Annotated in this window: 21 protein-coding genes; 17 read left to right on the plus strand and 4 right to left on the minus strand. The window is 63.8% G+C overall.

Translation table 11 applies throughout. From position 1 onward, the window contains the following. Positions 1-13: 13 nt before the first annotated feature. The 8 genes from gluQRS (at position 14) to SDENCHOL_RS02500 (ending at position 13,037) form a co-directional block, all read left to right on the plus strand. Positions 14-1,006: a tRNA glutamyl-Q(34) synthetase GluQRS gene (gene gluQRS, locus SDENCHOL_RS02465; RefSeq protein WP_154715898.1), complete on the plus strand. Its 993-nt coding sequence runs from the start codon at positions 14-16 to the stop codon at positions 1,004-1,006. Positions 1,007-1,026: 20 nt separating this feature from the next. Continuing rightward, the gene (locus SDENCHOL_RS02470; RefSeq protein WP_154715899.1) at positions 1,027-1,437 is read left to right on the plus strand and encodes a CoA-binding protein; all 411 of its coding nucleotides are present in this window, start codon (positions 1,027-1,029) and stop codon (positions 1,435-1,437) included. 155 nt (positions 1,438-1,592) lie between these two features. Continuing rightward, complete coding sequence (locus SDENCHOL_RS02475; protein ID WP_154715900.1) at positions 1,593-2,579, plus strand: ABC transporter substrate binding protein; 987 nt, start codon at positions 1,593-1,595, stop codon at positions 2,577-2,579. Between the two features lie 5 nt (positions 2,580-2,584). Next, positions 2,585-7,186 (plus strand): EAL domain-containing protein, encoded by a 4,602-nt coding sequence (locus SDENCHOL_RS02480; RefSeq protein WP_154717325.1) that lies wholly within the window; start codon positions 2,585-2,587, stop codon positions 7,184-7,186. 221 nt (positions 7,187-7,407) lie between these two features. Then, entirely contained in the window at positions 7,408-9,282 is a 1,875-nt protein-coding gene (locus SDENCHOL_RS02485) for a thiamine pyrophosphate-binding protein (RefSeq protein WP_197706819.1), read from the plus strand. Beyond that, the gene (locus tag SDENCHOL_RS02490) at positions 9,279-10,094 is read left to right on the plus strand and encodes a citryl-CoA lyase (RefSeq protein ID WP_154715901.1); all 816 of its coding nucleotides are present in this window, start codon (positions 9,279-9,281) and stop codon (positions 10,092-10,094) included. Before SDENCHOL_RS02485 ends, SDENCHOL_RS02490 begins: the two co-directional genes overlap by 4 nt. Then, entirely contained in the window at positions 10,091-10,927 is an 837-nt protein-coding gene (locus SDENCHOL_RS02495; RefSeq protein ID WP_154715902.1) for a citryl-CoA lyase, read from the plus strand. The genes SDENCHOL_RS02490 and SDENCHOL_RS02495 overlap by 4 nt, the downstream gene beginning before the upstream one ends. A gap of 10 nt (positions 10,928-10,937) precedes the next feature. Continuing rightward, a complete protein-coding gene (locus SDENCHOL_RS02500; RefSeq protein WP_197706820.1) occupies positions 10,938-13,037 on the plus strand; it encodes a TonB-dependent receptor plug domain-containing protein in 2,100 nt (699 codons plus the stop codon). Positions 13,038-13,051: 14 nt separating this feature from the next. Here the strand turns inward: SDENCHOL_RS02500 and clsB are convergent, their stop codons facing one another. The 4 genes from clsB to SDENCHOL_RS02520 form a co-directional block, all read right to left on the minus strand. Beyond that, positions 13,052-14,206, minus strand: a complete 1,155-nt coding sequence (gene clsB, locus SDENCHOL_RS02505) for a cardiolipin synthase ClsB (RefSeq protein WP_154715903.1) — start codon at positions 14,204-14,206, stop codon at positions 13,052-13,054. 14 nt (positions 14,207-14,220) lie between these two features. After that, complete coding sequence (locus SDENCHOL_RS02510) at positions 14,221-14,973, minus strand: endonuclease/exonuclease/phosphatase family protein (RefSeq protein WP_154715904.1); 753 nt, start codon at positions 14,971-14,973, stop codon at positions 14,221-14,223. Positions 14,974-15,003: 30 nt separating this feature from the next. Beyond that, positions 15,004-16,113 carry a quinolinate synthase NadA gene (nadA, locus tag SDENCHOL_RS02515; protein ID WP_154715905.1) on the minus strand — a complete coding sequence of 370 codons (1,110 nt, stop codon included), beginning with the start codon at positions 16,111-16,113 and terminating at the stop codon, positions 15,004-15,006. A gap of 128 nt (positions 16,114-16,241) precedes the next feature. Continuing rightward, the gene (locus tag SDENCHOL_RS02520) at positions 16,242-16,694 is read right to left on the minus strand and encodes a rhodanese-like domain-containing protein (RefSeq protein WP_154715906.1); all 453 of its coding nucleotides are present in this window, start codon (positions 16,692-16,694) and stop codon (positions 16,242-16,244) included. A 137-nt stretch (positions 16,695-16,831) separates the two neighbouring features. Here SDENCHOL_RS02520 and SDENCHOL_RS02525 point away from each other — a divergent pair, with 137 nt between their 5' ends. The 9 genes from SDENCHOL_RS02525 to SDENCHOL_RS02565 all read left to right on the plus strand — a co-directional run bounded on the left by SDENCHOL_RS02525 (position 16,832) and on the right by SDENCHOL_RS02565 (position 24,378). After that, the gene (locus tag SDENCHOL_RS02525; RefSeq protein WP_154715907.1) at positions 16,832-18,064 is read left to right on the plus strand and encodes a cation diffusion facilitator family transporter; all 1,233 of its coding nucleotides are present in this window, start codon (positions 16,832-16,834) and stop codon (positions 18,062-18,064) included. A 188-nt stretch (positions 18,065-18,252) separates the two neighbouring features. Beyond that, positions 18,253-19,662, plus strand: coding sequence for a type I glutamate--ammonia ligase (gene glnA / locus SDENCHOL_RS02530; RefSeq protein WP_154715908.1), 1,410 nt, complete (start codon positions 18,253-18,255; stop codon positions 19,660-19,662). Continuing rightward, the gene (locus tag SDENCHOL_RS14390; RefSeq protein ID WP_231912890.1) at positions 19,659-20,021 is read left to right on the plus strand and encodes an MliC family protein; all 363 of its coding nucleotides are present in this window, start codon (positions 19,659-19,661) and stop codon (positions 20,019-20,021) included. The genes glnA and SDENCHOL_RS14390 overlap by 4 nt, the downstream gene beginning before the upstream one ends. A gap of 203 nt (positions 20,022-20,224) precedes the next feature. Beyond that, a complete protein-coding gene (gene ccoN / locus SDENCHOL_RS02540) occupies positions 20,225-21,700 on the plus strand; it encodes a cytochrome-c oxidase, cbb3-type subunit I (RefSeq protein WP_154717329.1) in 1,476 nt (491 codons plus the stop codon). 9 nt (positions 21,701-21,709) lie between these two features. Then, positions 21,710-22,357, plus strand: coding sequence for a cytochrome-c oxidase, cbb3-type subunit II (gene ccoO, locus SDENCHOL_RS02545; RefSeq protein WP_154715909.1), 648 nt, complete (start codon positions 21,710-21,712; stop codon positions 22,355-22,357). Further along, complete coding sequence (locus SDENCHOL_RS02550) at positions 22,354-22,599, plus strand: cbb3-type cytochrome oxidase subunit 3 (RefSeq protein WP_231912891.1); 246 nt, start codon at positions 22,354-22,356, stop codon at positions 22,597-22,599. Before ccoO ends, SDENCHOL_RS02550 begins: the two co-directional genes overlap by 4 nt. After that, positions 22,592-23,518, plus strand: a complete 927-nt coding sequence (ccoP, locus tag SDENCHOL_RS02555) for a cytochrome-c oxidase, cbb3-type subunit III (protein ID WP_154715910.1) — start codon at positions 22,592-22,594, stop codon at positions 23,516-23,518. The genes SDENCHOL_RS02550 and ccoP overlap by 8 nt, the downstream gene beginning before the upstream one ends. After that, positions 23,502-23,774, plus strand: coding sequence for a hypothetical protein (locus SDENCHOL_RS02560; RefSeq protein ID WP_197706821.1), 273 nt, complete (start codon positions 23,502-23,504; stop codon positions 23,772-23,774). Before ccoP ends, SDENCHOL_RS02560 begins: the two co-directional genes overlap by 17 nt. 118 nt (positions 23,775-23,892) lie before the next feature. After that, positions 23,893-24,378: a DUF4124 domain-containing protein gene (locus tag SDENCHOL_RS02565; RefSeq protein WP_154715911.1), complete on the plus strand. Its 486-nt coding sequence runs from the start codon at positions 23,893-23,895 to the stop codon at positions 24,376-24,378. Positions 24,379-24,540 lie beyond the last annotated feature (162 nt).

Here is a 24,540-nt window from a genome sequence, read left to right on the forward strand (position 1 = left end):
GTTCGCGCTAGTCATGCACCTTGCCCGCGCCGCGTTCCGTTATTGCGGTCGTTTCGCGCCGTCGCCGACCGGCCCCCTGCATTTTGGTTCGTTGATCGCCGCCGTCGGCAGCTATCTCGATGCGCGCCATCATGCGGGCCTGTGGCGCTTGCGCATCGAGGATGTGGATCAGCCGCGCTGCCAGGCCGGCGCCAGCGACGACATTCTGCGTTTGCTCGAAGCCTACGGTTTTGAATGGGATGGCGAAGTCATTTACCAAAGCCGCCGCACGGCCGATTACCGCGCCGCGTTCGAGCGCCTGCGGGCCGCCGGACAGGTGTTTCCATGTGCCTGCACGCGCAGTGAACTGGCCGATTCCAGAATCGATCGCCCCGAGTCCGAGTCCGAGTCCGAGCCTGAGCTTGCGTCCGCGCGCCTGGCGAATGACGGTGCCCGTGTTTATCCCGGCACTTGCCGCGATGGACTGCCCGCGGGGCGTGTGCCGCGCGCCTGGCGGCTGCGGGTGGGCGATGCCCGCATCCACTTTGCGGATGCCGTGCAGGGCCGTATCGAACAGGATCTGGCGCGGGATGCGGGCGACTTCATCCTGTTGCGCGCCGACGGCCTGTTCGCCTACCAGCTTGCCGTGGTCGTGGATGATGCCGAGCAGGGGATCAGCCACGTCGTACGCGGCGCCGATCTGCTCGATTCGACGCCGCGCCAGATGCTGCTGCAGCGCTTGCTGAATCTGCCGACGCCGCAATATGCCCACTTGCCGCTGGCCATCGATGCCGGTGGCGAAAAGCTTTCCAAACAGACCCGCGCCAGGCCGTTGATGCGCAGCCAGGCCCGCCCCGCGCTGTTTGCCGCGCTGCAATTCCTCGGTCAGGCGCCATCGCCGGACTTGCGCGATGCCAGCCTGGGTGAGCTATGGCAGTGGGCCATCGGCCACTGGTCCCTGAGCGGGGTTCCACGGCGCAACCGCCTGGCGGCGGATTTGCCCGAGGCGTATTCTTGCTCTTCCTGACTTCCTGAAGGAGTGTGTTCATGATCATCCGCACCGACGACGAGTTGCGCCGCATCCTGCGCGACAACCGGGTCATCGCCGTTGTGGGGCTGTCGGCCAATCCGGCACGGCCAAGCAACGCGGTGGCCAGATACCTGATGGCGCATGGTTACTCCGTCATCCCCGTCAATCCCGCCGAGACCGAGATTCTTGGCCAGCCGTGCTATCCCGATCTGGCCTCGATTCCGCAGCCGGTCGATATCGTCGATTGCTTCCGCAAGTCCGAAGACACGCCGCCCCTGGCCCAGGCCGCAGTCGCGATCGGCGCCAAGGTGCTGTGGCTGCAGTTGGGCGTGAGCAATGAAACCGCCGCGCAGACGGCCTCTGCCGGCGGACTGGCGGTCGTCATGGATCGCTGCGTCGAAATCGAACATGCGCGGTTGCTGAGCTGAGTCTGTGGACGGGATGAGCTGTGCCAATGTGAACACTTGAAAGGTCGCAAGGCTGAAAGGTTGAAAGATGGCTGCGGGAATGGAAAATGGCCTGGCATGAGCATTGAAACCACCCACCAGGTCGGCGATGCCTGGCCGAAAACCTGAGGCGGACCATGCGCCGGCGTCTTGTTTTCGGCGTGCTTCTGCTGACGGCAACGACCGGGTTGCCGCTGTCGCCGTTGGCATTGGCGCTGGCCGCGCCGCAAGCGCCTGATGAACGCAACTCCCCTGCTGCCGGCATTGCCGTGGTCTATCCGGATCTGAGGGAGCCGTATCGCAGTGTGTTTTCCAGAATCATCGAAGGGGTCGAGCTTCAGGCCAGGGTGCGCGTTACCGGCATACCGGTCGGCGCCGGCCAGAGTGCCGCCGACCTGGCCGGCGAGCTGCGGCGCCAGGAGGTCCGCAGCGTCATTGCGCTCGGCCGCAACGGACTGAAGGCGATCAAGAGCGCCGGGGGCATCCCCGACATCGGCATCGTTGTCGGTGGCGTGGTTTCCGTTCCGGAAGCGGAAATCCGCGGCATGTCGGTCCATAGCCTGGCGCCGGATCCGCTGCTGCTTTTCGAGCGCCTGCGCAACATGGCGCCGGGTACGCGGCGCATTTATGTGGCCTATGAGCCGGGGCAGAATGCCTGGCTGATGCGCCTGGCGCGCGAGGCGGCGCGCAATCTCGGCCTTGAGCTGATCACCCAGGAAACCGCGGACGTGAAGAGCGCCCTGCGCTTTTACCGCGATGCCATGGGCAGCATGGATCCGCGCCGGGATGCCCTGTGGCTGCCACAGGACTCGGTTGCCGCGGAAGAATCCGTCGTCCTTCCCCGGGTGCTGCAGGAAGCCTGGGGGCGCAACCTGCTGGTTTTTTCCAGCAGTGTGATGCACGTCAAGCGTGGCGCACTGTTCGCGCTGTATCCGGACAATCTTCAACTCGGCCGCCGCCTTGCCAGCAGCGCGCTGGCTGCGCTGGCGGGCAGCCAGACGGAACGGGGCATGACGCCGCTCAGAGAGGTGCTGGTTGCAGTTAATATACGCACGGCCAGTCATCTTGGTTTGGCGATCAACAGCAACCAGCAGAACTTCGACTTGGTCTTCCCTGAGCCATGACCCCCATGCAGTCATTCCGTCGTCTGTTGCGACGCACTGCCATCAGGCACCAGCTGGCCGCTGTGGTCGGCACTGCCGTTGCGGTCATTGCAATCGTTTCCTCGCTGGCCATTTCATGGCAGACCAGCCGCCAGATCAGCCGCCACCAGATCGAGCAGGGCCGCCAGGTCGCCGAAAACCTGGCGCGCCAGAGCCGGCTGGCGCTGCTCTACGATGCATCCGACAACGCCAGCGATGTTGCCGCGCTCACCCTGGCCTTTCCGGACGTCGTGTCGCTGGCGATCCATCGTGACGACGGTAGCGTGCTGCTCAGCAAAAACAATGCTTCCGATGCCTCGTCCATTGACGACGACAGGGCGCGCCCCATTCCTGCCAGAAGCTATCTGGCGCGGGAAACCGACGATGCCTGGTACTTCGTCGCGCCGGTGAAAATCGGCAGCGAGGAAGCCTCTCCGTTCAGCGTCAGCGAACCCAGCCAGCAGGCGCTCGGCTATGTGAGCGTGGTCAAAAGCAAGGCGACGCTGAGGCGGATGCAGGCGGAAGTCTTCGCCGTCAATTTCTCCGTATCCTTCATCATCGCCCTGATCGTTCTGGCCATCCTGCGTTCCCTGGCGCAGCGCATGACCCGCCCGCTGCTGCGTCTTTCCGACGTCATGGCCCAGGCGGAGGCGGGAACCCGCGGATTGCGCGCCGATACCGCCGGTCCGAAAGACATTGCCGACATGTCGATCGCCTTCAACAAGATGATGCGGGTGCTTGAAGAGCGGGAGACGGAGCTGCGCACGGCGCGCGACAACGCGCTGAAATTCGCGCAACTGAAAGCCGATTTTGCGGCAACCGTCAGCCACGAGATACGCACGCCGCTGAACGGCGTGGTCGGTACCCTCGATATCCTGATGGCGGCCGATCTGCCGCCGAAGCAGCACCAGTTCGTCGAAATTGCCTGGGATTCTTCGCAATATCTGCTCGACCTGATCAACAACATCCTCGATTTCTCGCGGCTGGAGGCCGACAAGGTCGCGCTGGAGAAAACCGACTTCGGCCTCGTCCATCTCGTCGAAGGCGTGCTGGAACTGCTGACTCCGCAGGCGGCGCAGAAAAAACTCGACCTCGGCTATCTGATCGCCGCCGAGGTTCCCGCGCGCATGCTCGGCGACCCGCGCCGCCTGCGCCAGATACTGATCAATCTGATCGGCAATGCCATCAAGTTCACCCAGCAGGGCAGCGTCAGCGTGCGGGTCTCGAAGGCGGCGGATGGCGGCGGCCCGGTCGATGGCGAAACCGTGCTGTCTTTCGAAGTCATCGATACCGGCATCGGTATTTCCAGTGAAGCGCAGGCAAACATCTTCGATTCATTCACCCAGGAAGACACGTCGACGACGCGGCGCTTTGGCGGCTCCGGACTCGGTCTGGCAATTTCCAGGCAACTGGTCGAACTGATGGGCGGCAGCATCGGCGTCGACAGCGCGCCGGGACAGGGCAGCAGATTCTGGTTTTCGATTCCCATGGGCACCACCGTGAGTACCATGAGCACCATGGGGGCGCATCCCGCGATGGAAGACGGGACGGCGGAACAGCCGCGCTGGTCCGGGGTGCGCGCGCTCATCATCGAGGAAAGCGAGCTTGCCCGGCGTTTTCTCCAGCAGACACTTTCCGCATGGGGTCTGGAATGCAAGGCCAGCAGCGATGCCAATGCCGCATTGAGCGAGCTGCACGCGGCGGAGCAGGCCGGCAGGCCGTACCAACTGCTGATCCTCGACACGACTTTTGCGACCGGCGACGGCAGCAGCCTGCCGCTGCGCATCCAGAGTGAACTCCAGCGGCCGCCGCGTCTGATTCTGATGAACCGCTTTGGCGCCGATTACGTGCCGGCGGCCGTGCATGCCGATGGTTATGTGGCCAAGCCCCTGCGTGTCGAACGCCTGCTCGAAACCTTGCGCGGGGTGCTGGGCGATTGCGGCGCGATATCACCTGCGCCTGCGCCCGCCGGCCCGATCCTGCTTCCGCTCCCGGCCGAACGGAAACGCGTCGCTGCCGACGTTCGCGAGGCAGCGCAGCCGGCTGGGGCCGAGGCCGGGCTCGAATGCGAGTGCGAGATCCTCGTGATCGAGGACAACCGTACCAATCAGGCCATCATTCAGGGCTTGCTGGAGGTGCTGGGCTGCAAGGCGGAAATTGCCGAGGACGGTCAGCAGGGGCTGCGCGCCTTCAAGCGCCGGGACTGGAGCCTGATCCTGATGGATTGCTGCATGCCGGAAATGGATGGCTACGAGGTGACGGCGGCGATTCGCGACATCGAACGCAATTCCGGCAAGCACGTTCCCGTCGTTGCGATGACGGCCAATGTGTCGCCGGGCGATATCGAAAAATGCCTCGCTGCCGGCATGGATGATCACCTGGCCAAACCGCTGAATCTGGAAAGCCTCTCCGACAAGCTGCAGCGCTGGATCCCTCGCTATGTCCCTGTGCGCGCCACGCCGCGTCCGGAGGCCAGATTGCACGCGCACGCGAACCGGGAGGCCGAGCCGGAAACCGCCACGATCGACAGCGACAAGCTGGCCAAGCTGCGCGAGCAACTGGGCAGTGCCTTTGGCCAGGCAATCCGTCCCTTTCTCGAAGACATGCCGGTCTATTTCGAGCGCATGGCGCAGGCCATCGAGAGGGACGACGCGGGCGCGCTTCATCGCGCCGCTCACGCGGTCAAGGGCGCTGCCGGCAACCTGGGTTGCGACGGCCTCGCCGAGCTTGCCCGCGAAATGGAGGACGGCGCCGCGGCGCTCGCCGTGGCCGACTTGCTGGAAATGCTCGCCCGGGCCCGGCTCGAATACGGGCTGGTGAAACAGGTTCTGCTCGGCGAATTGCAGACGCTGCCGCTGCTGCCGGCCGAAGACAGCAGCAAGGGGGCGCTGGTTCTGATCGTCGATGATGACCGCAGTACGCGCGCCACCTTGCGCTATGCGCTGCAGCGCAGCGGTTTCAGCGTCGAGGAGGCCGCCGATGGCCAGCGCGCGCTGGCGCTGCTGGATCGCAGCATCCCCGACGTGATACTGATGGATGCCATGATGCCGGTCATGGACGGCTTTGCCACCTGCACCCGGTTGCAGGATCATCCGCGCGGCAAGAACATTCCGGTATTGATGATCACCGCCTTGGAAGACACCCAGTCGATCGAACGCGCTTTCGCCGTCGGCGCCAGCGACTACATTCCGAAACCGCTCAATCTTGCCGTGGTCAGCCAGCGCATCAAGCGCGTGGTCGAGGCGCAGCGCGCCGAGAAGCACGTGCGCCACCTGGTTTTCAACGACAGCCTGACCGGCTTGCCCAACCGCGTCCAGTTCGCCGACTACCTGCATCGCGCCATCGAGCATGCGCGGGGCACCCAGCAGTTGCTGGCCGTGCTGTTTCTCGATCTGGATCGTTTCAAGTTCGTCAATGACACGCTTGGCCATGAGGTCGGCGACCGGCTGATCAAGGCCGTCGCCGGCCGTATCCGCAACTGCGTGCGCGCCAGCGATTGCGTTGCCCGTCTCGGCGGGGACGAGTTCGCCGTGCTGCTCGACGAACTGGACGACCCGGCTTCGGCGCTCAATGCGGCGCAGAAGATTCGCCGTTCCCTGACCTCTGCCTTCGAAATCGATGGTCAGGACATCTTCGTTTCCACCAGTGTCGGCATCGCGCTGTATCCCGCGGACGGTGCCGATGTCAGCACGCTGCTGCGGCGCGCGGATACCGCCATGTTCAGCGCCAAGCGCAGCAATACGGGCGTCGAATTCTACAAGGCGGACATGGAGGCTTCCGTCTCGGAGCAACTCCATCTCGACAGCTCGCTGCGCCGTGCGCTGGAACGCATGGAGTTCGAGGTGTATTACCAGCCCAAGGCGGATGCGCGGTCGGGACAGATCATCGGCATGGAAGCCCTGGTGCGCTGGATGCATCCGGATCGCGGCATGATCTCGCCGCTCGAATTCATTCCGCTGGCCGAGGAAAACGGCCTGATTTCCGCCATCGGCGAAACCGTGCTGCGGACCGCCTGCGGCCAGACCAGGCGCTGGCTGGATGCCGGCGTACCCAGCCTCAATGTGGCTGTCAATCTGTCGGGAGTGCAGTTGCAGGAAAAAGGCTTGAGCGAGCTGATCGAATCGATCCTGGAAGAGACGGGTCTGGATCCTTGCTACCTGACGCTGGAAATTACCGAAAGCATGCTCATGGAGCACAGCGGCGAGATCGTCGACACCCTGACGCGGCTCAAACGCATCGGCTTGCGCATGGATATCGACGACTTCGGCACTGGCTATTCCTCCCTGGCCTATCTCAAGCGCTTCCCGGTCGATGCCTTGAAAGTCGACCGGGCTTTCATCAGCGACATGGCCACCAATCAGGACGATGCCGCCATCGTCAGTGGCATCGTCGCGCTGGCGCATAGCCTGCGCCTCAAGGTGGTTGCCGAAGGCGTGGAAACCAGCGAGCAATTCAACCTGCTGCGGCAGATCGGCTGCGACAGCGTGCAGGGCTATTACCACTCCCAGCCGCTGCCGGCGCACGAGTTCGAACAGCAGATCCTGGTGCCGAATTTCCCCGGCTTTGCTTCTGCGCTGCAAGCCGGCTGAAACGGCCGATTGCTGCGCCGCAATAGACAAAAATACAACACTGCGGTTTGCAATTGGATAAATACCTCCATATTTTCCTTGAGTTATGCGTCGCCATTCAAGTAAAAGATTAGCTTGTCGCAAGCCTTGAATTGTTGGCGGCCTTGCAAAGAAAAAAACAATGCTGCAATGAGCAGCGAGCAAGGCGCCGGTCGCATGAGCATGACTTGAGGAGGAGCGGTGTGAACGACAGAGTCAGCCGCGGTGTGCTGGATCTCGATGTGGCCCTTGCCAGGGCATCCGTTCGGGCTGTCGATGCATCCACTCATCCGGAGCTGGCCGGCGATGCCGCGGATCTATTGGTCGCCTATCTCGAACAGATCGGCATCGAATATGTTTTCGGCGTGCCGGGCGGCGCCATCGAGCCGCTCTACAATGCGCTGGCCAGAAGCGCACGGCGCGGCGGCCTGAAGCACATCCTGGCGCGGCACGAAGCCGGCGCCGCCTACATGGCCGACGGCTACGCGCGCGAAACCGGCAAGCTCGGCGTGTGCTGCTCCACTGCCGGGCCGGGGGCCACCAATCTCATCACGGGCGTTGCCTGCGCGCGCGAAAACGGCATTCCCATGCTGGTGATCACCGGCCAGCCGGCACTGCCGCTGCTGGGCAGGAACGCGCTGCAGGAGTCTTCCTGCACCGGTATCAATACGCTCAGCATGATGCAGCATTGCACGCACTACAACACCATGGTGTCCCATCCGGACCAGATGGAGGCCAAGCTGGTGACGGCCCTGCAGCATGCGATCCGCCCGCCGCGCGGGCCGGTGCATCTCAGCTTTCCCTCGGATGTCTTTCGCACGCCACTGGCCAGCGCGACGCCGTCCTATGACCTGAAGAAACTGCTGCGTCCTTCGTCCCTGATCGACGAGGAGGCGCTCACCGAACTCGTCGATCGGCTCAATGAAGCGCGCAAGATCGTGATTCTGGTCGGCGGCTGGTGTGGTGAAGGCATCGGCGCCATGTTGCAGTTCGCCACCCTGCGCAACGCCGCGGTCGTCACCACGCCGGATGGCAAAGGCCTGCTCAGTCCGCGCCATCCGCTGTTCCGCGGCGTGTTCGGTTTCGGCGGCCACGGCAGCGCCGACGAGGTGCTGCAGGATCCGAGCGTCGATCTGATTCTTGCCGTCGGCGCGCGCATGGGCGAATGGAACAGCGGCGGCTGGAACAAATCCTTGATGAACGAGCGGCTGGTGCATATCGACGAATCGGAAGAACACCTGGCGTTGACGCCGATGGCACGCCTGCACGTGCGCGGCCGCATCGTTTCCATCTTCGACCGGCTCATCGAACAAGCCAACCAGGAATCGCGCTGCGAGTATGAGCAGCAGCGTGCCGAACAGGCGGCGCAAGCGGCGGTCTGGGAACCCGAATCGATACTTGCCGAGCGCGACAAGTGCCTCAGCGACAGCACGCCGATCAAGCCGCAGCGCCTGTTTCATGAGCTGGGCCGGCTCTTTCCGCAGCGCACGCGCTACCTCGCCGATACCGGCAACAGCGTGGCCTGGGCCATCCACTACCTGCAGCCGAGCGACCGTCGCCTCGGCGACCGTCGCCTCGGCGGTGGCATCAAGCGGGTCATCAGCCGCCGCCAGAGCAGTGGCGGCTGGCTGCGCCTGACCATGAACTTCGTGCCCATGGGCTGGGCCATCGGCGGCGCGGTCGGCACGGCCGCGGCCAATCCGGACGGTCCGGTGGTCTGCATCACCGGCGATGGCAGCATGCTGATGAACGGCCAGGAACTTTCCGTTGCCGTTGCCGAGCAACTGACCATCGTTTTCGTCGTCCTTAATGACCAGTCGCTGGGCATGGTGCGGCATGGACAGCGCCTCACCGGCGCGGAACAGCACGCCTGCACGCTGCCGTCCACCGATTTCGCCGCTCTGGCGCGGGCGCTGGGCGCGACGGCGCATACCATCGCCTCGCCGCAGGATTTGCTGAATCTGGATATCGAAACCATCTGCGCGCGCAAGGGGCCGACGCTGCTCGATGTGCGTGTCGCGGCCGATGAGGTGCCACCGATGAGCGTGCGCATGCGCGTGCTGGCCGCATCGCTATGAGCGAGCCGATCGCCGGGCAGCCGATCCACACCCGAATCTGGCAGGAAGAGCCGGAAGCCGACAATCCGTTTGCGACGCGCGTGGCGCGCTGCCATGGCTACGATGTTTATGGCGACATGCTCGGCAAGGCGGGCTGGATCGACATGCTCTACCTGCTGTTTCGCGGCGAGGCGCCGACGTCGCGGGAAGCCCGTCTCTTCGAGGCCCTTGCGGTCGCGCTCGCCAACCCCGGGCCACGCGATGCCTCGGTGCATGCGGCGATGTGCAGCGGAACCTGCGGTTCGCCCGCCGCCGCTGCGCTGATGGCGGCACTCGCCGTTGGCGCCGGCCAGCTCGGCGGAGGACGCGAAATCCTGCTGGCGGTCGACAACTGGCAAGCCTGCGGCACGGATCTCGATGCGTGGCGCTGCCGGTTGCAGGCGCCGCCGGTCGACGAAAAGATCAGCGCCTGGCCCAGGCCGGAACACCCGCCGGGCTTCGATCCGCATGGCGTTCATATTGCCGGCATCGTGGCGGACAGCCTGTCCCGTCTCGCCGCGCTCAGTCCCGGCCGCCATCTGCTCTGGCTTGCCGGCCAGCGTGAAATGCTGGAAGGGATGGCCGGCCTGCCGCTGAGTCTGAGCGGCATCGCCGCCGCCGCATTCGTCGATCTGGGGTTTACCGCGCCTCAGGCGGAAATGGCCTATCTGCTGCTGCGCCTGCCAGGGGCGGCCGTGCATGCACTGGAGCAGCAGGAATACGGCCACAAGCAGTTTCCGTTCTACGATATCGAGTTCGATCGACAACCCGCCACGATGGAAGCCGAATCATGAAGCGAGGGCCGGAGTTTCTCCGGCAACGCGTGGGAAAACTGCAGTCGCGCATGGGCGGCTTCGTTCCCGGCAGCCATGCCTCCTTTCGCGGCCTCGATCTCCATGCCGATCTGAAAGACATGGACTGGATCGAGTTGTACGTGTTCGGGATCACCGGCCGACGCGTATCGCAGCAGCAGTTGCGCATGTTCCACCGGCTATGGACATTCACCTGCTATCCGGATGCCAGGCTCTGGAACAACCGCATTGCCGCGCTGGCCGGCAGCAGCCGCAGCACGGGCAATCTCGCCATGTCGGCAGCCCTTGCCGCGTCGGAAGCCGCCATCTATGGACGGGGCGTCGATCTGCGTGCGATGGCCTTTCTCGTCAATACCAACGCGGCGGTTTCTGCCGGCGGCACGATTGCCGGCTGCGTCCGCGCGGAACTGGACAAATACCGGAGCATCGCCGGCTTCGCGCGCCCCCTGACCGCCCAGGACGAGCGGGTCGAACCCACCCTGGCGCTGGCGCGCGAATTGGGGCTGGATCGGGGGCCTCACCTGCGCTTGGCGCATGAAATCGACGACTATCTCGCCAGGGGCCGCTGGCGCATGCAGATGAACTACGCCGCGCTGGCGGCGGCCTTGATGGCCGATATGGATTTCACGCCGGAAGAATACTACCTGCTTGCTTTCCCAACTTTTCTCGCCGGCATGCAGCCGTGCTATATAGAAGCGCTGGAGAATCCGGCAGGCGCGTTGTTTCCCGTCCCTTGCACGCACGTTCTGTACCAGGGAGAGCCCGCCCGCGCCTGGCGCGAAATGCGCGGGGATGCTTCTGGCGAGAATGGATGAGGAGTCGGCGATGAAAGTCATTCCGGCCAGGATCGCCCTGGCATTGTTCGTCGTGGCCGGATCGGCGCAGGCCGATTTCTCCGATGAGGAGGCGCTTGCGCTCAGTTACGGCGACAAGACGATGGTCAGCATCACCACCGGCATGGCCCAGCCTATCAACCGCGCCCCCGCCGTGGCGACCGTGATCACTGCCGACGACATAGAGGCCATCGGCGCCACGGATCTCGACGAAGTCCTGGAGACCGTCCCCGGCCTGCATGTGTCCCACTCCACGCTGGGCTATGCGCCCATCTACATGATTCGCGGCATTGCCAGCCAATACAATCCCCAGGTTCTGATGCTGACCAATGGCATTCCGATGACCAGCGTGCTGGCGGGTGACCGGGGCACGGTCTGGGGCGGACTGCCCGTCGAGAACATCGCGCGCATAGAGATCATTCGCGGTCCGGGGTCGGCGTTGTATGGCGCCGATGCCTTTGCCGGCGTCATCAACATCGTCACCAAGAATGCAGGCAATATCGATGGCACCCAGGTCGGCGTCAGGTACGGCTCATTTTCGACGCGCGATGCCTGGCTGCTGCATGGCGGCGAGATCGACGGCATGCAGGTGGCGGCCTATCTGCGTGTCGGCGATACCGATGGCGCAAAGGAGCCCGTCCCGGCCGATGCGCAAACCAGGCTGGATGCGCTGTTCGGCACCAATGCCTCGTATGCGCCCGGCGTGACGAACCTGGGCCGCAGGATGCTCGATGGCAGCCTCGATATTGCCCGCGACAAATGGCGTTTCCGCATTGCGCTGAAGCGGCGCAGCGATGGCGAAAACGCCACCGGCCTGGCCCAGGCGCTCGACCCGGCCGGGCGCAGCTTCAGCCAGCGCGTCACCAGCGATCTGACCTGGCAGGACCGCAATTTCGCCCAGGATCTCGATCTCACCGTGCAGGGCAGCTACTACTATCTCAACGAAAAATCCGATCTGGTGCTGTTCCCCCCGGGCGCCACTTTCCCGACGGGCACGTTCCCCGACGGCATGATCGGCAACCCCTATCTGTGGGAACGCCGCTTCCTGTTTTCCGTGTCCGCGTTCTATACCGGCTTCGGCAACCAGCGCATCCGCATCGGCGCCGGACGCGGCAATGACAGTCTCTACAGGGTGCGGGAATCGAGAAACTATACCTATACCTATATTCCGGGCGTCGGCAATCTGCCGACGCCGCTCGGTTCGGTCGTCGATGTTTCCGGCAGCGGCGCCTTCATGAGTCCGCATTCGCGCAGCAACAACTATCTCTACGTCCAGGACGAATGGTCCTTCGCCCGCGACTGGACGCTGACCGGCGGCATCCGCCACGACGACTATTCGGATTTCGGCGGCACCACCAACCCGCGCCTGGCGCTGATCTGGGATGCCGGCTACAACGTCACGGCCAAGCTGCTTGCGGGCCGCGCCTTTCGCACGCCGTCGTTCCAGGAGCTTTACAACATCAACAACCCGGTGGCCACCGGCAACCCGGATCTGAAACCTGAAACCATTTCGACGGCCGAAGCCGCCGTATCCTGGCAGCCGGTCAGCAGCCTGCAGCTCGGCGCAAACATCTTTCACTACAAGATGAGGGACATTCTGCGCTTCGTGCCGAATGCCGATCCGACCACGGGCTCGACCGCGCAGAATACGGGCAGCCAGGCCGGCCACGGCCTTGAGCTCGAGGCGAGTTGGGATGCGAGCAAGACCGTGCGGCTGTCCGGCAACTACGGCTATCAGCGCTCGACCGACAAGGCGACCAGCCGCGATGCCGGCGATGCGCCGCATCACCATCTGTACATGCGCGGCGACTGGCGCTTCATGCCCGACTGGACTGCGAACGCACAGTTGAATTGGGTGATCGGACGCGACCGGATTGCCGGCGATCCACGGCCGAATGTGCCGGACTATCGCACGCTGGACCTGACCCTGCGCAAGGGCAACGCGCGCTATGGCTCATGGGATGTCGCCGTTTCGATCCGCAACCTGTTCGATGCGACCGTGCTGGAGCCCAGCCCGGCGCCGGGCAGCATTCCCTACGACTTTCCGCTGGCGCGGCGCTCGGCCTATATCCAGTTGCGTTACGGCCTGTAGCTGGCGGGCAGCATTCAATGCTCGTCGCCGTAGCCCAGCAGCTCGATCATCAGACGTACCAGGGAATAGGCCAGCCGGTTCGCCAGACGCTGGAATAGCGGCTGGTTATTCCAGCAATCGTCGCAAATTTCACTGGCGCCAGTGTCCATGATCTGCTGCAGGTTGTCATGCAGCTCACCGGCAAAGAGCGCATTCCTGATCACCACATTCGCTTCGCGCGCCAGCAGCAGGCTGAACGGATCGATGTTGGAGGAACCGACCGTCGCCCAGTCGCCGTCGATCACCGCCACCTTGGCGTGCAGGAAGCCGCGGCGGTATTCGTAGATCCGGATACCGGCCGCCAGCAGGGTGTCATAGAGCGCCTGGGTGGCATAGTGCAGCAGGGTGTACTCGACCCGCCCCTGCAACAGCAGCGTGACCCTGACGCCACGTGCCGCCGCCGCCATCAGGGCCTGGCGAAAGCGCCGTCCCGGCAGAAAGTAGGCACTGGCAATCAGCACTTCGCGCTGCGCCGCATTGATGGCGGCCAGGTAGGCGTTCTCGATATCGTAGCGATGCCGCAGGTTGTCGCGGATCAGGAAGGCGGCGGTGACGTTGCCGCGCACATTCGTCACCGGCGCACAGAGACGCTGTGGCTGGACATGCTGGCGAAAGGTCACCCAGCTCACCAGGCTCCACAGCCAGCTCATCGAGGCATGCACCTTGGCCAGCAGCGGGCCTTCGATGCGTACCGCATAGTCGTGGCGCGGCGGCGTGTGGCCGGGCGTGTTCATGTCGTCGATGATGTTGATGCCGCCGACAAAGGCGATGCGCGCATCGATGCTTGCCAGCTTGCGGTGCATTCGGCGCAGACGATGGCGGCGCAGGCGGAAGCGCGCCACTTCGGGACGATAGACCAGCACTTCCACGCCGGCGGCGGTCAGGCGTTCGCCGAATGACGGCATGAAATTCCGCGCGCCGAAGCCATCGACCATGACCCTGACCGACACCTTGCGTTGCGCGGCGCGGATCAGCGCATCGACCACCTGGCGGCCGGCACTGTCGTCCTCGAAAATGTAGGTTTCCAGATGGACTTCGACGGCGGCCGCGTCGATTGCTGCAATCAGTGCCGGAAAGTATTCTTTGCCATTGGTCAGCAGTTCGATGCGATTGCCTGGCAGGAAATACATACCGGCGCCGCGCCTCATTCCACCAGCAGATGGGCGGAGAGTGCGGCGTGATCCGAGATGCGCGCCCACGGCTGGCCGTGGTGCACGCTCATGGATCTGACCGTGAAGCCGCGCACGTAGATGCGATCGAGGCGCAGCATGGGACGCTGGCTGGGGAAGCTGCGCGCCGGTATGCCGCCCGTCTTGCCGAAGGCCTCATGCACGCCGAGGCGGCGGATCAGCATGTCGCTGGCCTTGTTGTTCCAGTCGTTGAAATCGCCGGCGATGATCAGCGGCGCATCGGGCGGCAGGTCGGCTTCGAGGTGTCTGGCGAGGGCGTCCATCTGCCGGCGCCGGGAAAGGCCGAGCAGGGACAGATGCACGCAGACGCAATGCAGCGGCTGGTTCCAGCCGGGCAGCTCGATCGCGCAGTGCAGCATGCCGCGCCGCTCGAAGCGCAGGTGGGTGACGTCCTGATTGTGCGCGCGCAGGATGGGGAAGCGCGACAGGATGGCGTTGCCGTGATGCCCCTGGTCATGGACGACATTGCGGCCATAGGCGGCATCCTGCCAGAACTCGGCGGCGAGGAATTCGTGCTGCGGCTCTTCCGGCCAGTCGTCATGCATCTGCGCATGGCCGAGATGCAGGCCCTGCACTTCCTGCAGAAAGGCGATGTCCGGCGCCAGATCGCGCAGGCGATTGCGCAGTTCGTGCACCATCATGCGCCGGTTGAAGTGCGAAAAACCCTTGTGGATGTTGTAGGTGGCGATGTGCAGCGTCCGCGTCATTGCAGTGCATCCTGTACGGATTCGAGAGGATCAGGAAAGATCGAGCATGCGTTGCAGGGCAACCTTTGCCAGCCTTGCTTCGTGCGGGGGCACGCTGATGTGATTGACCACCCGGCCTTCGGCAAGGTTTTCCAGCGTCCATGCCAGGTGCTGCGGATCGATGCGCTGCATGGTCGAGCACATGCAGATGTTGGTCGCCATGAACTGGACGATCTTGCCTTCCGCCTTGACTTCCTCGGCCAGGCGATCGACGAGATTCAGCTCGGTGCCGACCAGCCAGCGCGTATTCGGCGGGCCGGCCTTGATGGTGTTCAGGATGTATTCCGTCGAGCCGACGTAATCGGAGGCATGGCAGACCTCGAAGGCGCATTCAGGATGCGAAATCACGATGCCCTGCGGATGCTCGCTGCGGAAACGCTGGATGTTGTTCAGTTGGAACATCTGGTGCACCGAGCAGTGTCCGGCCCACAGCAGGATTTTTGCCTTGCGGATCCGCTCCGGCGTCAGGCCGCCCATTTCGAGGTCGGGATTCCATATCTCCATCTCATCGAGCGGGATGCCTTTCTTGAAGCCGCTCCAGCGGCCGAGGTGCTGGTCGGGGAAGAACAGCACCTTGCCGCGTTGGGCAAAGGCCCAGTCGAGGATGGTCGTCGCGTTGCTGGAAGTGCAGACGATGCCGCCATGTTCGCCGCAGAAGGCCTTCAGATCGGCGGCGGAGTTGATGTAGGTGACCGGCGTGATCTCCTCATCGGGATTCAGCACCGTGCCCAGCTCGCGCCAGCAGCGTTCGACCTTGGCCAGGTTGGCCATGTCGGCCATCGAGCAGCCGGCGGCCAGATCCGGCAGGATGGCGATCTGTTCCGGCCGCGAGAGAATGTCTGCGACCTCGGCCATGAAATGCACGCCGCAGAAGACGATGAATTCGGCATCCGACTGCGAGGCCAGGCGCGCCAGCTTGAGCGAGTCGCCGGTCAGGTCGGCGTGGCGATAGACATCGGCGCGCTGATAATGGTGGCACAGCAGCACGGCCCGTTTGCCGAGTCTGGCGCGCGCGGCGACGATGCGCTCGCCGGCCGCCTTGTCGGAGAGGCGATTGAAGGCATCGAAAGCGATGGTCCGGGTGTGATCGGTGGCTTGCATGATTCGGCTTCCATTTACGACGGGGACTGCACGGGTTGCGGCATGACTGAAATCTGCAGTGGTAATTGGTGGACTATCGGAGTGGCCGGCGGGGAAGGAGGTTCCGCTGGTCATCCGGCCCATCAGCCCTAGCCCTGTATCCAGGGCAGGCCGGCGACGCGCCAGCCGCCCAGGGTGTTGCGATGGCCATGGGCATCCTTGTTGCCCTCGAAACCTTCGAGAACATTGTAACAATCGATGAAACCGGCCTCGCTGGCCAGCCGGGCGGCATCGCCGGAGCGGATGCCGCTGCGGCAGATGAACAGCAGCAACGATTCGCTCGATACGGCGTGCTTCAGCTCGCTGAGGAAATGCGGGTTGAGCTGCCGGTCGGGATAATCCTGCCATTCGATTTCGATGGCGCCCGGAATGCGTCCGACCCACTCGAGCTCGGCATGGGTGCGCACGTCGATCAGCTTCGCTCCCGGCGCGTTCTGCCACAGGAACCAGGCCTCGGCCGGCGTCAGCGCGCCTTGATAGGGCAAGCCGAGGTGCTTGCCGCGCTGCTGGGCAAGTTGAAGGATTTCGCTAAGTCTGCCCATGGCGGGAGGGGTACATGCAGGTATGAGGTATGCAAGTGAAAGCGGCAGGTCGGCCAGCCCGGGAAGGCGATAGAATCGCAACCCCGGAAGCCAGGAAGTATACGTCCAAACAGGCCGGATTCAGGATTCCAGATTCCATGCCCAGCAAAGAACCCCTATTGCGCGCCGAGCCGCACCGCGAGCCGCAGCGCTATCGCGAGGTGCGGAAAGTCACCTGGGTCAGCGTGGGCGTCAATCTCGTGCTGACCACGGCGCAGATCTTCATCGGCCTGCTGGCGCATGCGCAGAGCCTGGTGGCGGATGGCTTCCACTCGTTGTCCGATCTGGTGGCCGATCTGATGGTGCTGGTGGGCAATCATCACAGCCGCCATCCGGCCGACGAGCGCCATCCCTACGGTCACCAGCGGATCGAGACGGCGGTTTCGCTGGCGCTGGGCCTGCTGCTGATCGGTACGGGGGCTGCCATCCTGTGGTCTGCGGCGACCCGCTTGCAGCATCTGGATGAGTTGCCGCAGATCGCACCGTACGCCCTGTGGGCCGCGCTGGCCACCCTGGTCGCCAAGGAAGCGCTGTTCCGCTACATGCTGGCGGTGGCCGAAAGGCTGCGTTCGCCGATGCTGGTGGCCAATGCCTGGCATGCGCGTTCCGATGCGGCTTCGTCGCTGGTCGTGGCGGTCGGCCTGGCTGGCAGCATGGCCGGCTATCGCTTTCTCGATCCAGTGGCCGCCATCATCGTCGGCTTCCTGATTCTGCGCATGGGCGCCAAGTTTGCTTACGAAGCCATGCAGGAACTGGTCGATACGGCACTCAGCGACGAGGAAATCCAGCGCATCCGCGACACGCTACAGACTACGCCGGGCGTGATCGGCCTGCATGAATTGCGCACGCGGCGCATGGCGCATCAGGTGCTGGCCGATGCGCACATCCAGGTGGATGCCCGCATCAGCGTCTCGGAAGGCCATCGCATCGCGGAAGCCGCCCGCCAGCGCGTGCTGGCCGCGCATCCCGACGTTCTCGACGTCCTGGTACATGTCGATGTCGAAAAGGACGTCCCGCCGTCTGCCGGCGTTGCTGCGCCGGCGTTGCCGGAACTGCCCGAGCGTGCCGTGCTGCTGCTTCGCTTGCGGCAGGCGCTGGGTGCCGGGGACGCGTCTTTTCCGCCGTTCGAAAAAGCCCTGCTGCATTACCTGGGCAACCAGGTGGACGTCGAGCTGTTCCTGCCGCCGGAATTCTGCGGCGATCCCGCCAGGATGCGGCTTTTCGAGCAGCGTGCCGCCGCCTGTCTCGAAACCCTGCCCTGGTTGCGCGCCATCAGCCTGAATTGCCGGGTGTTTCCCCCCAGGATGCGTAGCCGCGAAATGCGGCAATGAAACGCTGAAACGCTGGAACGTCGATACGGGTTTTTGCGGCAAGACCATGGCCCTGTGGCAAAATGATCCGCTTTTCGGGGGGTTGGGACAGCAGACCGGTTCACGGCATGCGGCGCCATGATTCCGCCGATGCAGCCCCGTCCCGCCTGATCCGTCATTATCGTCATCACCTTCAAGGAGTCCCGCGCATGTCGCCCCAAGACATCGTCAACCTGATCCAGGAAAGGGAAGTCAGATTCGTCGATTTCCGGTTTTCCGACATTCATGGCAAGGAACACCACGTCGGCGTGCCCGCGCACCTGGTCGATCTCGACAAGCTCGAGGAAGGCCATGCCTTCGATGGCTCGTCGATGGGCGGCTGGCGGGGGGTGCAGGCATCCGACATGCAGTTGATTCCGGATGCAGGCAGCGCTTACATCGATCCGTTCATGGACGAAACCACCCTGGTGATCACCTGCGATGTCGTCGAGCCGACCGAAGGCAAGGGTTATGACCGCGATCCACGCTCGATCGCCAAGCGTGCCGAGGCGTATCTGAAGAGCAGCGGCCTGGGGGATGTCGCCTATTTCGGTCCGGAGCCCGAGTTCTTCATTTTCGATTCCGTCGAGTGGCGGGTCGACATGTCGGGAAGCTACTGCAAGGTATTCTCCGAAGAGGCCGCCTGGGCCAGCGCCGACAAGACCGAAGGCGGCAATACCGGCCATCGTCCGGCGGTCAAGGGCGGCTACATGCCGGTGCCGCCGGTCGACAGCCTCAACGATATCCGCGCCGCCATGTGCCTGGCCCTGGAGGATTGCGGCGTGCCGGTGGAAGTGCATCACCACGAAGTGGCCACCGCCGGTCAGTGCGAGATCGGCACCGTCTTCAACACCCTGGTGCGGCGCGCCGACCAGACCCAGATCCTCAAATACATCGTGCGCAACGTCGCGCACAACTACGGCAAGACGGCGACCTTCATGCCCAAGCCCATCGTCGGCGACAATGGCTCCGGCATGCACGTGCATCAGTCGATCTGGAAGGGCGGCAAGAACCTCTTTGCCGGCAATGGCTACGCCGGTCTTTCCGAGTTCGCGCTCCATTACATCGGCGGCATCATCAAGCACGCCCGCGCGCTGAACGCCATCACCAATCCCGGCACCAACTCCTACAAGCGCCTGGTGCCCGGCTTCGAGGCTCCGGTCAAGCTGGCTTACTCGGCGCGCAACCGCTCGGCCTCGATCCGCATCCCGCATGTCCAGTCGGACAAGGCGCGGCGCATCGAAACCCGCTTTCCCGATCCGCTGGCCAATCCCTACCTGTGCTTTGCCGCACTGATGATGGCCGGCCTCGATGGCGTGCAGAACAAGATTCACCCCGGCGATCCGGCCGACAAGAATCTCTACGACCTGCCGCCGGAAGAAGACAAGAAGATTCCCACCGTCTGCTCCAGTCTCGAGCAGGCGCTCGACCATCTCGACCGGGATCGCGAATTCCTCACGCGCGGCGGCGTGTTCAGCGACGACTTCATCGATGCCTACATCGATCTGAAGATGGAGGAAGTCTCGCGTTTCCGCATGACCACGCATCCGCTGGAATACGATATGTACTACAGCCTGTGAAGTTCTTGCTGCCGTACCGTCGCGTCTTGCCGATAGCCGCGCTGGTACTGGCGGTCGCTTGCACCTCGCCGGAGCAGGCGGCGCCGGTCGTCGGCAGCGGTGTTTTCGTGGCGGATTCTGTTACTGGCACCGACGAGATGGTGCATGCCGAATACCGCGCCGATGATACGGTGGTCCTGAAGTTCGCCGATGGCAGGCGCAAGCAGTTGCCGCGGGCGATTTCGGCGTCGGGCGCGCGCTATGCGGCGAACGGCGAGGAATGGTGGGAACACCAGGGTGAGGCGCGGTATTCCGTCAATGACGCCACGGTTTTTGTCGGCCGTCTGCAGCCTCAGCCCCAGTCTCGACGCCAGCCTTGAAGTATTGCGCAGTGGTAAGTCATTCATAAAGCAGTACAAAAAATACAGGATTGCATTCGGGATTTTCCGGGCGTAGGATGCAAAGCCCCGGTTGCCCATGTCGCTGCCATTTTTTTCCGCTTCGTCGCATCGCCGCGAGCACCGCTGGAGCAGCTTCGGCTGCCAGGACAATCGCTCAATCGCTATCGTCACGGGTGCGCATGATGACTTCCGTCGAATACTACAACGACCGTGTGGTACGCCTGTTTCTGTTGGCGGCAGCGGTGTGGGGCATCGTCGGCATGCTGGTGGGGATGTACGCGGCAGCGGAACTGGCCTGGCCGGCGCTCAACTTTGAAATCCCCTGGCTGACCTTCAGCCGCCTGCGCCCCGATCACACTTTCGGGGTGATCTTCGCCTTCGGCGGCTCGGCCCTGATCGGCACCTGTTATTACATCGTCCAGCGTACCGGGCACTGTCGCCTGGCCTGGGATGGCGTGGCGGAATTCACTTTCTGGGGTTGGCAAGCCGTCTGCGTGCTGGCCATGCTGACGATGCCGCTGGGGATGACCCAGGGCAAGGAATACGCCGAGCCGGAATGGTTCGTCGATATCCTGCTGACCATCGTCTGGGTGGCGTTTGGCGCGGTGTTCTTCGCCACCCTGGCGCGGCGACGCATCGCGCACATCTACGTGGCGAACTGGTATTACGGCGCCTTCATCATCGCCGTCGGCCTGCTGCACGTGGTGAATAACCTGGCGCTGCCGGTGTCCTGGAGCAAGTCCTATCCGATCTATGCCGGCGTGGCCGATGCCATGGTGCAGTGGTGGTACGGCCACAATGCGGTGGCGTTTTTCCTCACGGCCGGTTTTCTCGGCATGATGTATTACTTCGTGCCGCGCCAGGCCCGGCAGCCGTTGTGGAGTTACCGCTTTTCCATCGTCAATTTCTGGGCGCTGATTTCCATCTACATGTGGGCCGGCTCGCATCATCTGATGTACACGGCGCTGCCCGACTGGGTGCAGTCGGTGGGCATGGCCTTTTCGCTGGTGCTGCTGATGCCCAGTTGGGGTTCGGCGGCGAATGGCCTGCTGACTTTCAACGGCTCCTGGCATCGGCTGAAGACCGATCCCATCGCCAAGTTCATGGTGCTCTCGCTGATCTTCTATGCGGCCTCGACGTTCGAAGGCACTTCGCTGGCGGTGAAGACGCTGAATTCGTTCTCTCACTACACTGATTGGACGGTGGCCCACGTGCATTCCGGCTCACTCGGCTGGGTGGCGATGATCACCATCGGCTCGCTGTACGCCATGGCGCCGCGGGTGCTGGGGCGTTCGGCCATGCACTCGCATGCGGCCATGGAGCTGCATTTCTGGCTGCATACCGTGGGCGTGCTGCTCTACGTCATCGCCATGTGGAGCTCGGGCGTCACGGCCGGCCTGATGTGGCGCGCCACCGAAGCCGATGGCTCGCTGACCTATGCCTTCATCGACAGCCTGCTGGCGATCAAGCCGTATTACGTGGTGCGCTGGTTCGGCGGGGTGCTGATCTGGCTGGGGATGTGGGTGATGGCCTGGAATCTGTGGCATACGGCAGCCGCTGCGCGGCGCGGCGACATTCAGCCGAATGCCGTGCCTCTGGAAGGGCATGGCGCGGCGGCCGCGTCCATGTCACTCGCCACGGCAACTGCGGTGGCCTGAGAGGGAATCATGGCCTATCGTCATTTTGAGTTCATCGAAAAGCATGCCTGGACGTTGGGCATCCTCACCGCGGTGATGGTGTCGCTGGGCGGGCTGGCCGAGGTCTTGCCGATCTATTTCAAGGCGCAGGTCGTCAGGAACGAGGCGCTGGTGCAGCCCTACGATCCGCTGCGTCTGGCCGGGCGTGACATCTATGTGCGCGAGGGCTGTTATCTGTGTCATTCGCAGATGATCCGCGCGCTGCGTTTCGAGACCCAGCGTTACGGCCCGTATTCGACGGCCGAGGAATCCATCCTCGACCGCCCCTTCCTCTGGGGTTCCAAGCGCACCGGCCCGGATCTGGCGCGTGTGGGCGGCAAATATTCCGATGACTGGCATCGCCTGCACCTGCGCGATCCGCGCGCGGTGGTGCCGGAATCCAACATGCCGGCCTATCCCTGGCTGGCCGGGGCCGCTCTGGACGCCAAGGAGATCACGACGCGCATGCGCGGCCTGCAGAAACTCGGCGATCCCTACACGGAAGCCGATTTTGCCGAGGTGGCCGCGGCGCTGGCCGACAAGACCGAGCTGGATGCCCTGGTGGCCTATCTGCAGGGGCTGGGCATTGCCAATTTGCCGCAAAGCCAGCCCGGCAGCGACGGCGGAGCCCGGCCATGAGCATGCAGCCATGGTGGGGGCATCTGAGCGGCGTCATCATTCTGCTGATGATGGCGGTTTTCATCGGCATCTGGATCTGGGCCTGGCGGCCACGGCACCAGGCCAGCTTCGGCCGGCTGGCGCGTTTGCCGCTGGACGATCTGGCGTCCGGCGTTGGGGCGGTGGATATGGATGCGGATAAAGATACAGATACGCGCCCGTCCGATGCAGCCGGTCAGGCGAAAGGAGCGCGCCATGAGTAACGCCTGGGCGTGGTGGGTGATCCTGCTGATCGTATTCAACCTGGGCCTGACCTTCTTCTTGTTTCTCTGGGCGCCCTGGGCCAGAGTGCCGGTATTGCCGGATGGCACCACCGGGCATAGCTGGGCGCATGGCGCCATCCGCGAAGGGCTGCATCGTTTGCCGGGGTGGTGGCTGTTCCTGTCGTTCGTCATGTTCATCGGCGCTTTTGGCTATTTCGTGCTGTATCCGGGTTTCGGCAACTTTGCCGGCACGCTGGGCTGGACTTCGTCGCAGGAGCATGCTCAGGCCGCGCAGGCGAATGCGGTGCGGCTGGCGCCGGCGATGGCGCGTCTGGCGAAGCTGGAGGTGGCTGCCGTGGCGGCCGATCCGCAGGGCCGGCAACTGGGCGCGCGTCTGTTCATCGACAATTGCGCCGCCTGCCATGGACGCGAAGGGCGCGGCAACATGCGGCTGGGCGCGCCGAATCTGACCGATGGCGATTGGCTCTACGGGGATGCGGACGAAGCCATGGCAAGCTCGATCCGCGACGGACGCAATGGCGTGATGCCGGCCTGGGAATCGCTCGGCGAACAGACCGTGAATCAGTTGACGGCCTATGTGCTGAGTCTTTCAGGCCAGATCCGCGAGACGGACGACGCGCTGGCCGGCAAGACGGTTTTCGCGGGCACCTGCAGCGCCTGCCATGGCCCGGAGGGCAAGGGCAATCCCTTGCTGGGCGCGCCGAATCTGACCGATGACATCTGGCTGCATGGCGGTAGCCGCGAGGCCATTCGCCAGACGATCCGCGACGGGCGCCAGGGCCACATGCCGGCCTGGAGCGGGCGGTTGAACGCGCAGGAAATTCATCTCCTGGCGGGTTATGTTCATCACCTCGCCCATCCGGATCCGGATGAAGCGGATAATGTCGCCCGCCGCTGAAACGGTCGAGGCCGGCGCCTGGTATCGTCAGCCGGTCGTGTGGCTGGGCCTGGTGATCCTGCTGGCCTCGGTGGCGGGTTGCATTGCCTTGATGGTGCTGGGCGCCCGGCATGATCACGATCCGTCATCGGCCGTGCAGGGCGGTTCGGTCTTTGGCGTGCCACTGCATGCCGTGACTGCGGTTGCGGAAGAAGGCCGTGAGCCTCTGTCGCCGCAGCCCATCGCACCGGCCGGGCGTGCGCAGGCGCATCCCTGATGAAACGCAGGCCGGCAGCGTAAATGCATGGCTGCCGGCTTTTTTTCCAGCGCACTTTCGCATAGACTGCAAGGCCCGGGGTTTCCATGTGGCTGCAGCAACGACCATGAAACGCTCTATGAAAATGTTGTTCTCCTGCCTGGCGGGCGGTTGCGTCATGCTCTGCACGAGTGCCGCGAGTGCCGATACGCTGTACAAGTGCATCGATGGCTCGGGCGTCGTCCTGTACACGAATCAGAAGGGTGCCGCCAAGAATTGCACGGTGCTTTCGCGCGACTTGCCCGTGACGACGCTCGGCACCGCCTCGCGCAGTGCCAGTGCGAATGCCGGCAGGTCGTCGCCGTCGAGTTTTCCGCGCGTCAATGACGACCTGCAACGCCGGCGCGACAACGACCGGCGCAGTATCCTCGAACAGGAGTTTTCCATCGAACAGCAGAATCTCGACAAGGCGCGCCAGGCGCTGACCGAGGGCGAGGCCTCGCGTCGGGGCGATGAGCAGAGCTATCAGAAGTATTTGAGCCGGATTCAGGAGTTGCGCAACGACGTCACGCTGCACGAGCGCAACATCGAGGCGCTGAAGCGCGAACTGGCCAATCTCAAGTAGCTCGCAGTTTCATGTCGCCGTACAAAAATGCCGCTTCGGAAGCGGCATTTTTGTTTCTGGTTAGCAATGAACGTCAGCAGAACTACACATAGGTTCTCGTCATTCCCGCGAAAGCGGGAATCCATGGCTTGTGAGCCTCTCGGGTTGAGAGTGGATTCCCGC

The organism is Sterolibacterium denitrificans (genome assembly GCF_900174485.1).
Lineage (GTDB): Bacteria > Pseudomonadota > Gammaproteobacteria > Burkholderiales > Rhodocyclaceae > Sterolibacterium > Sterolibacterium denitrificans.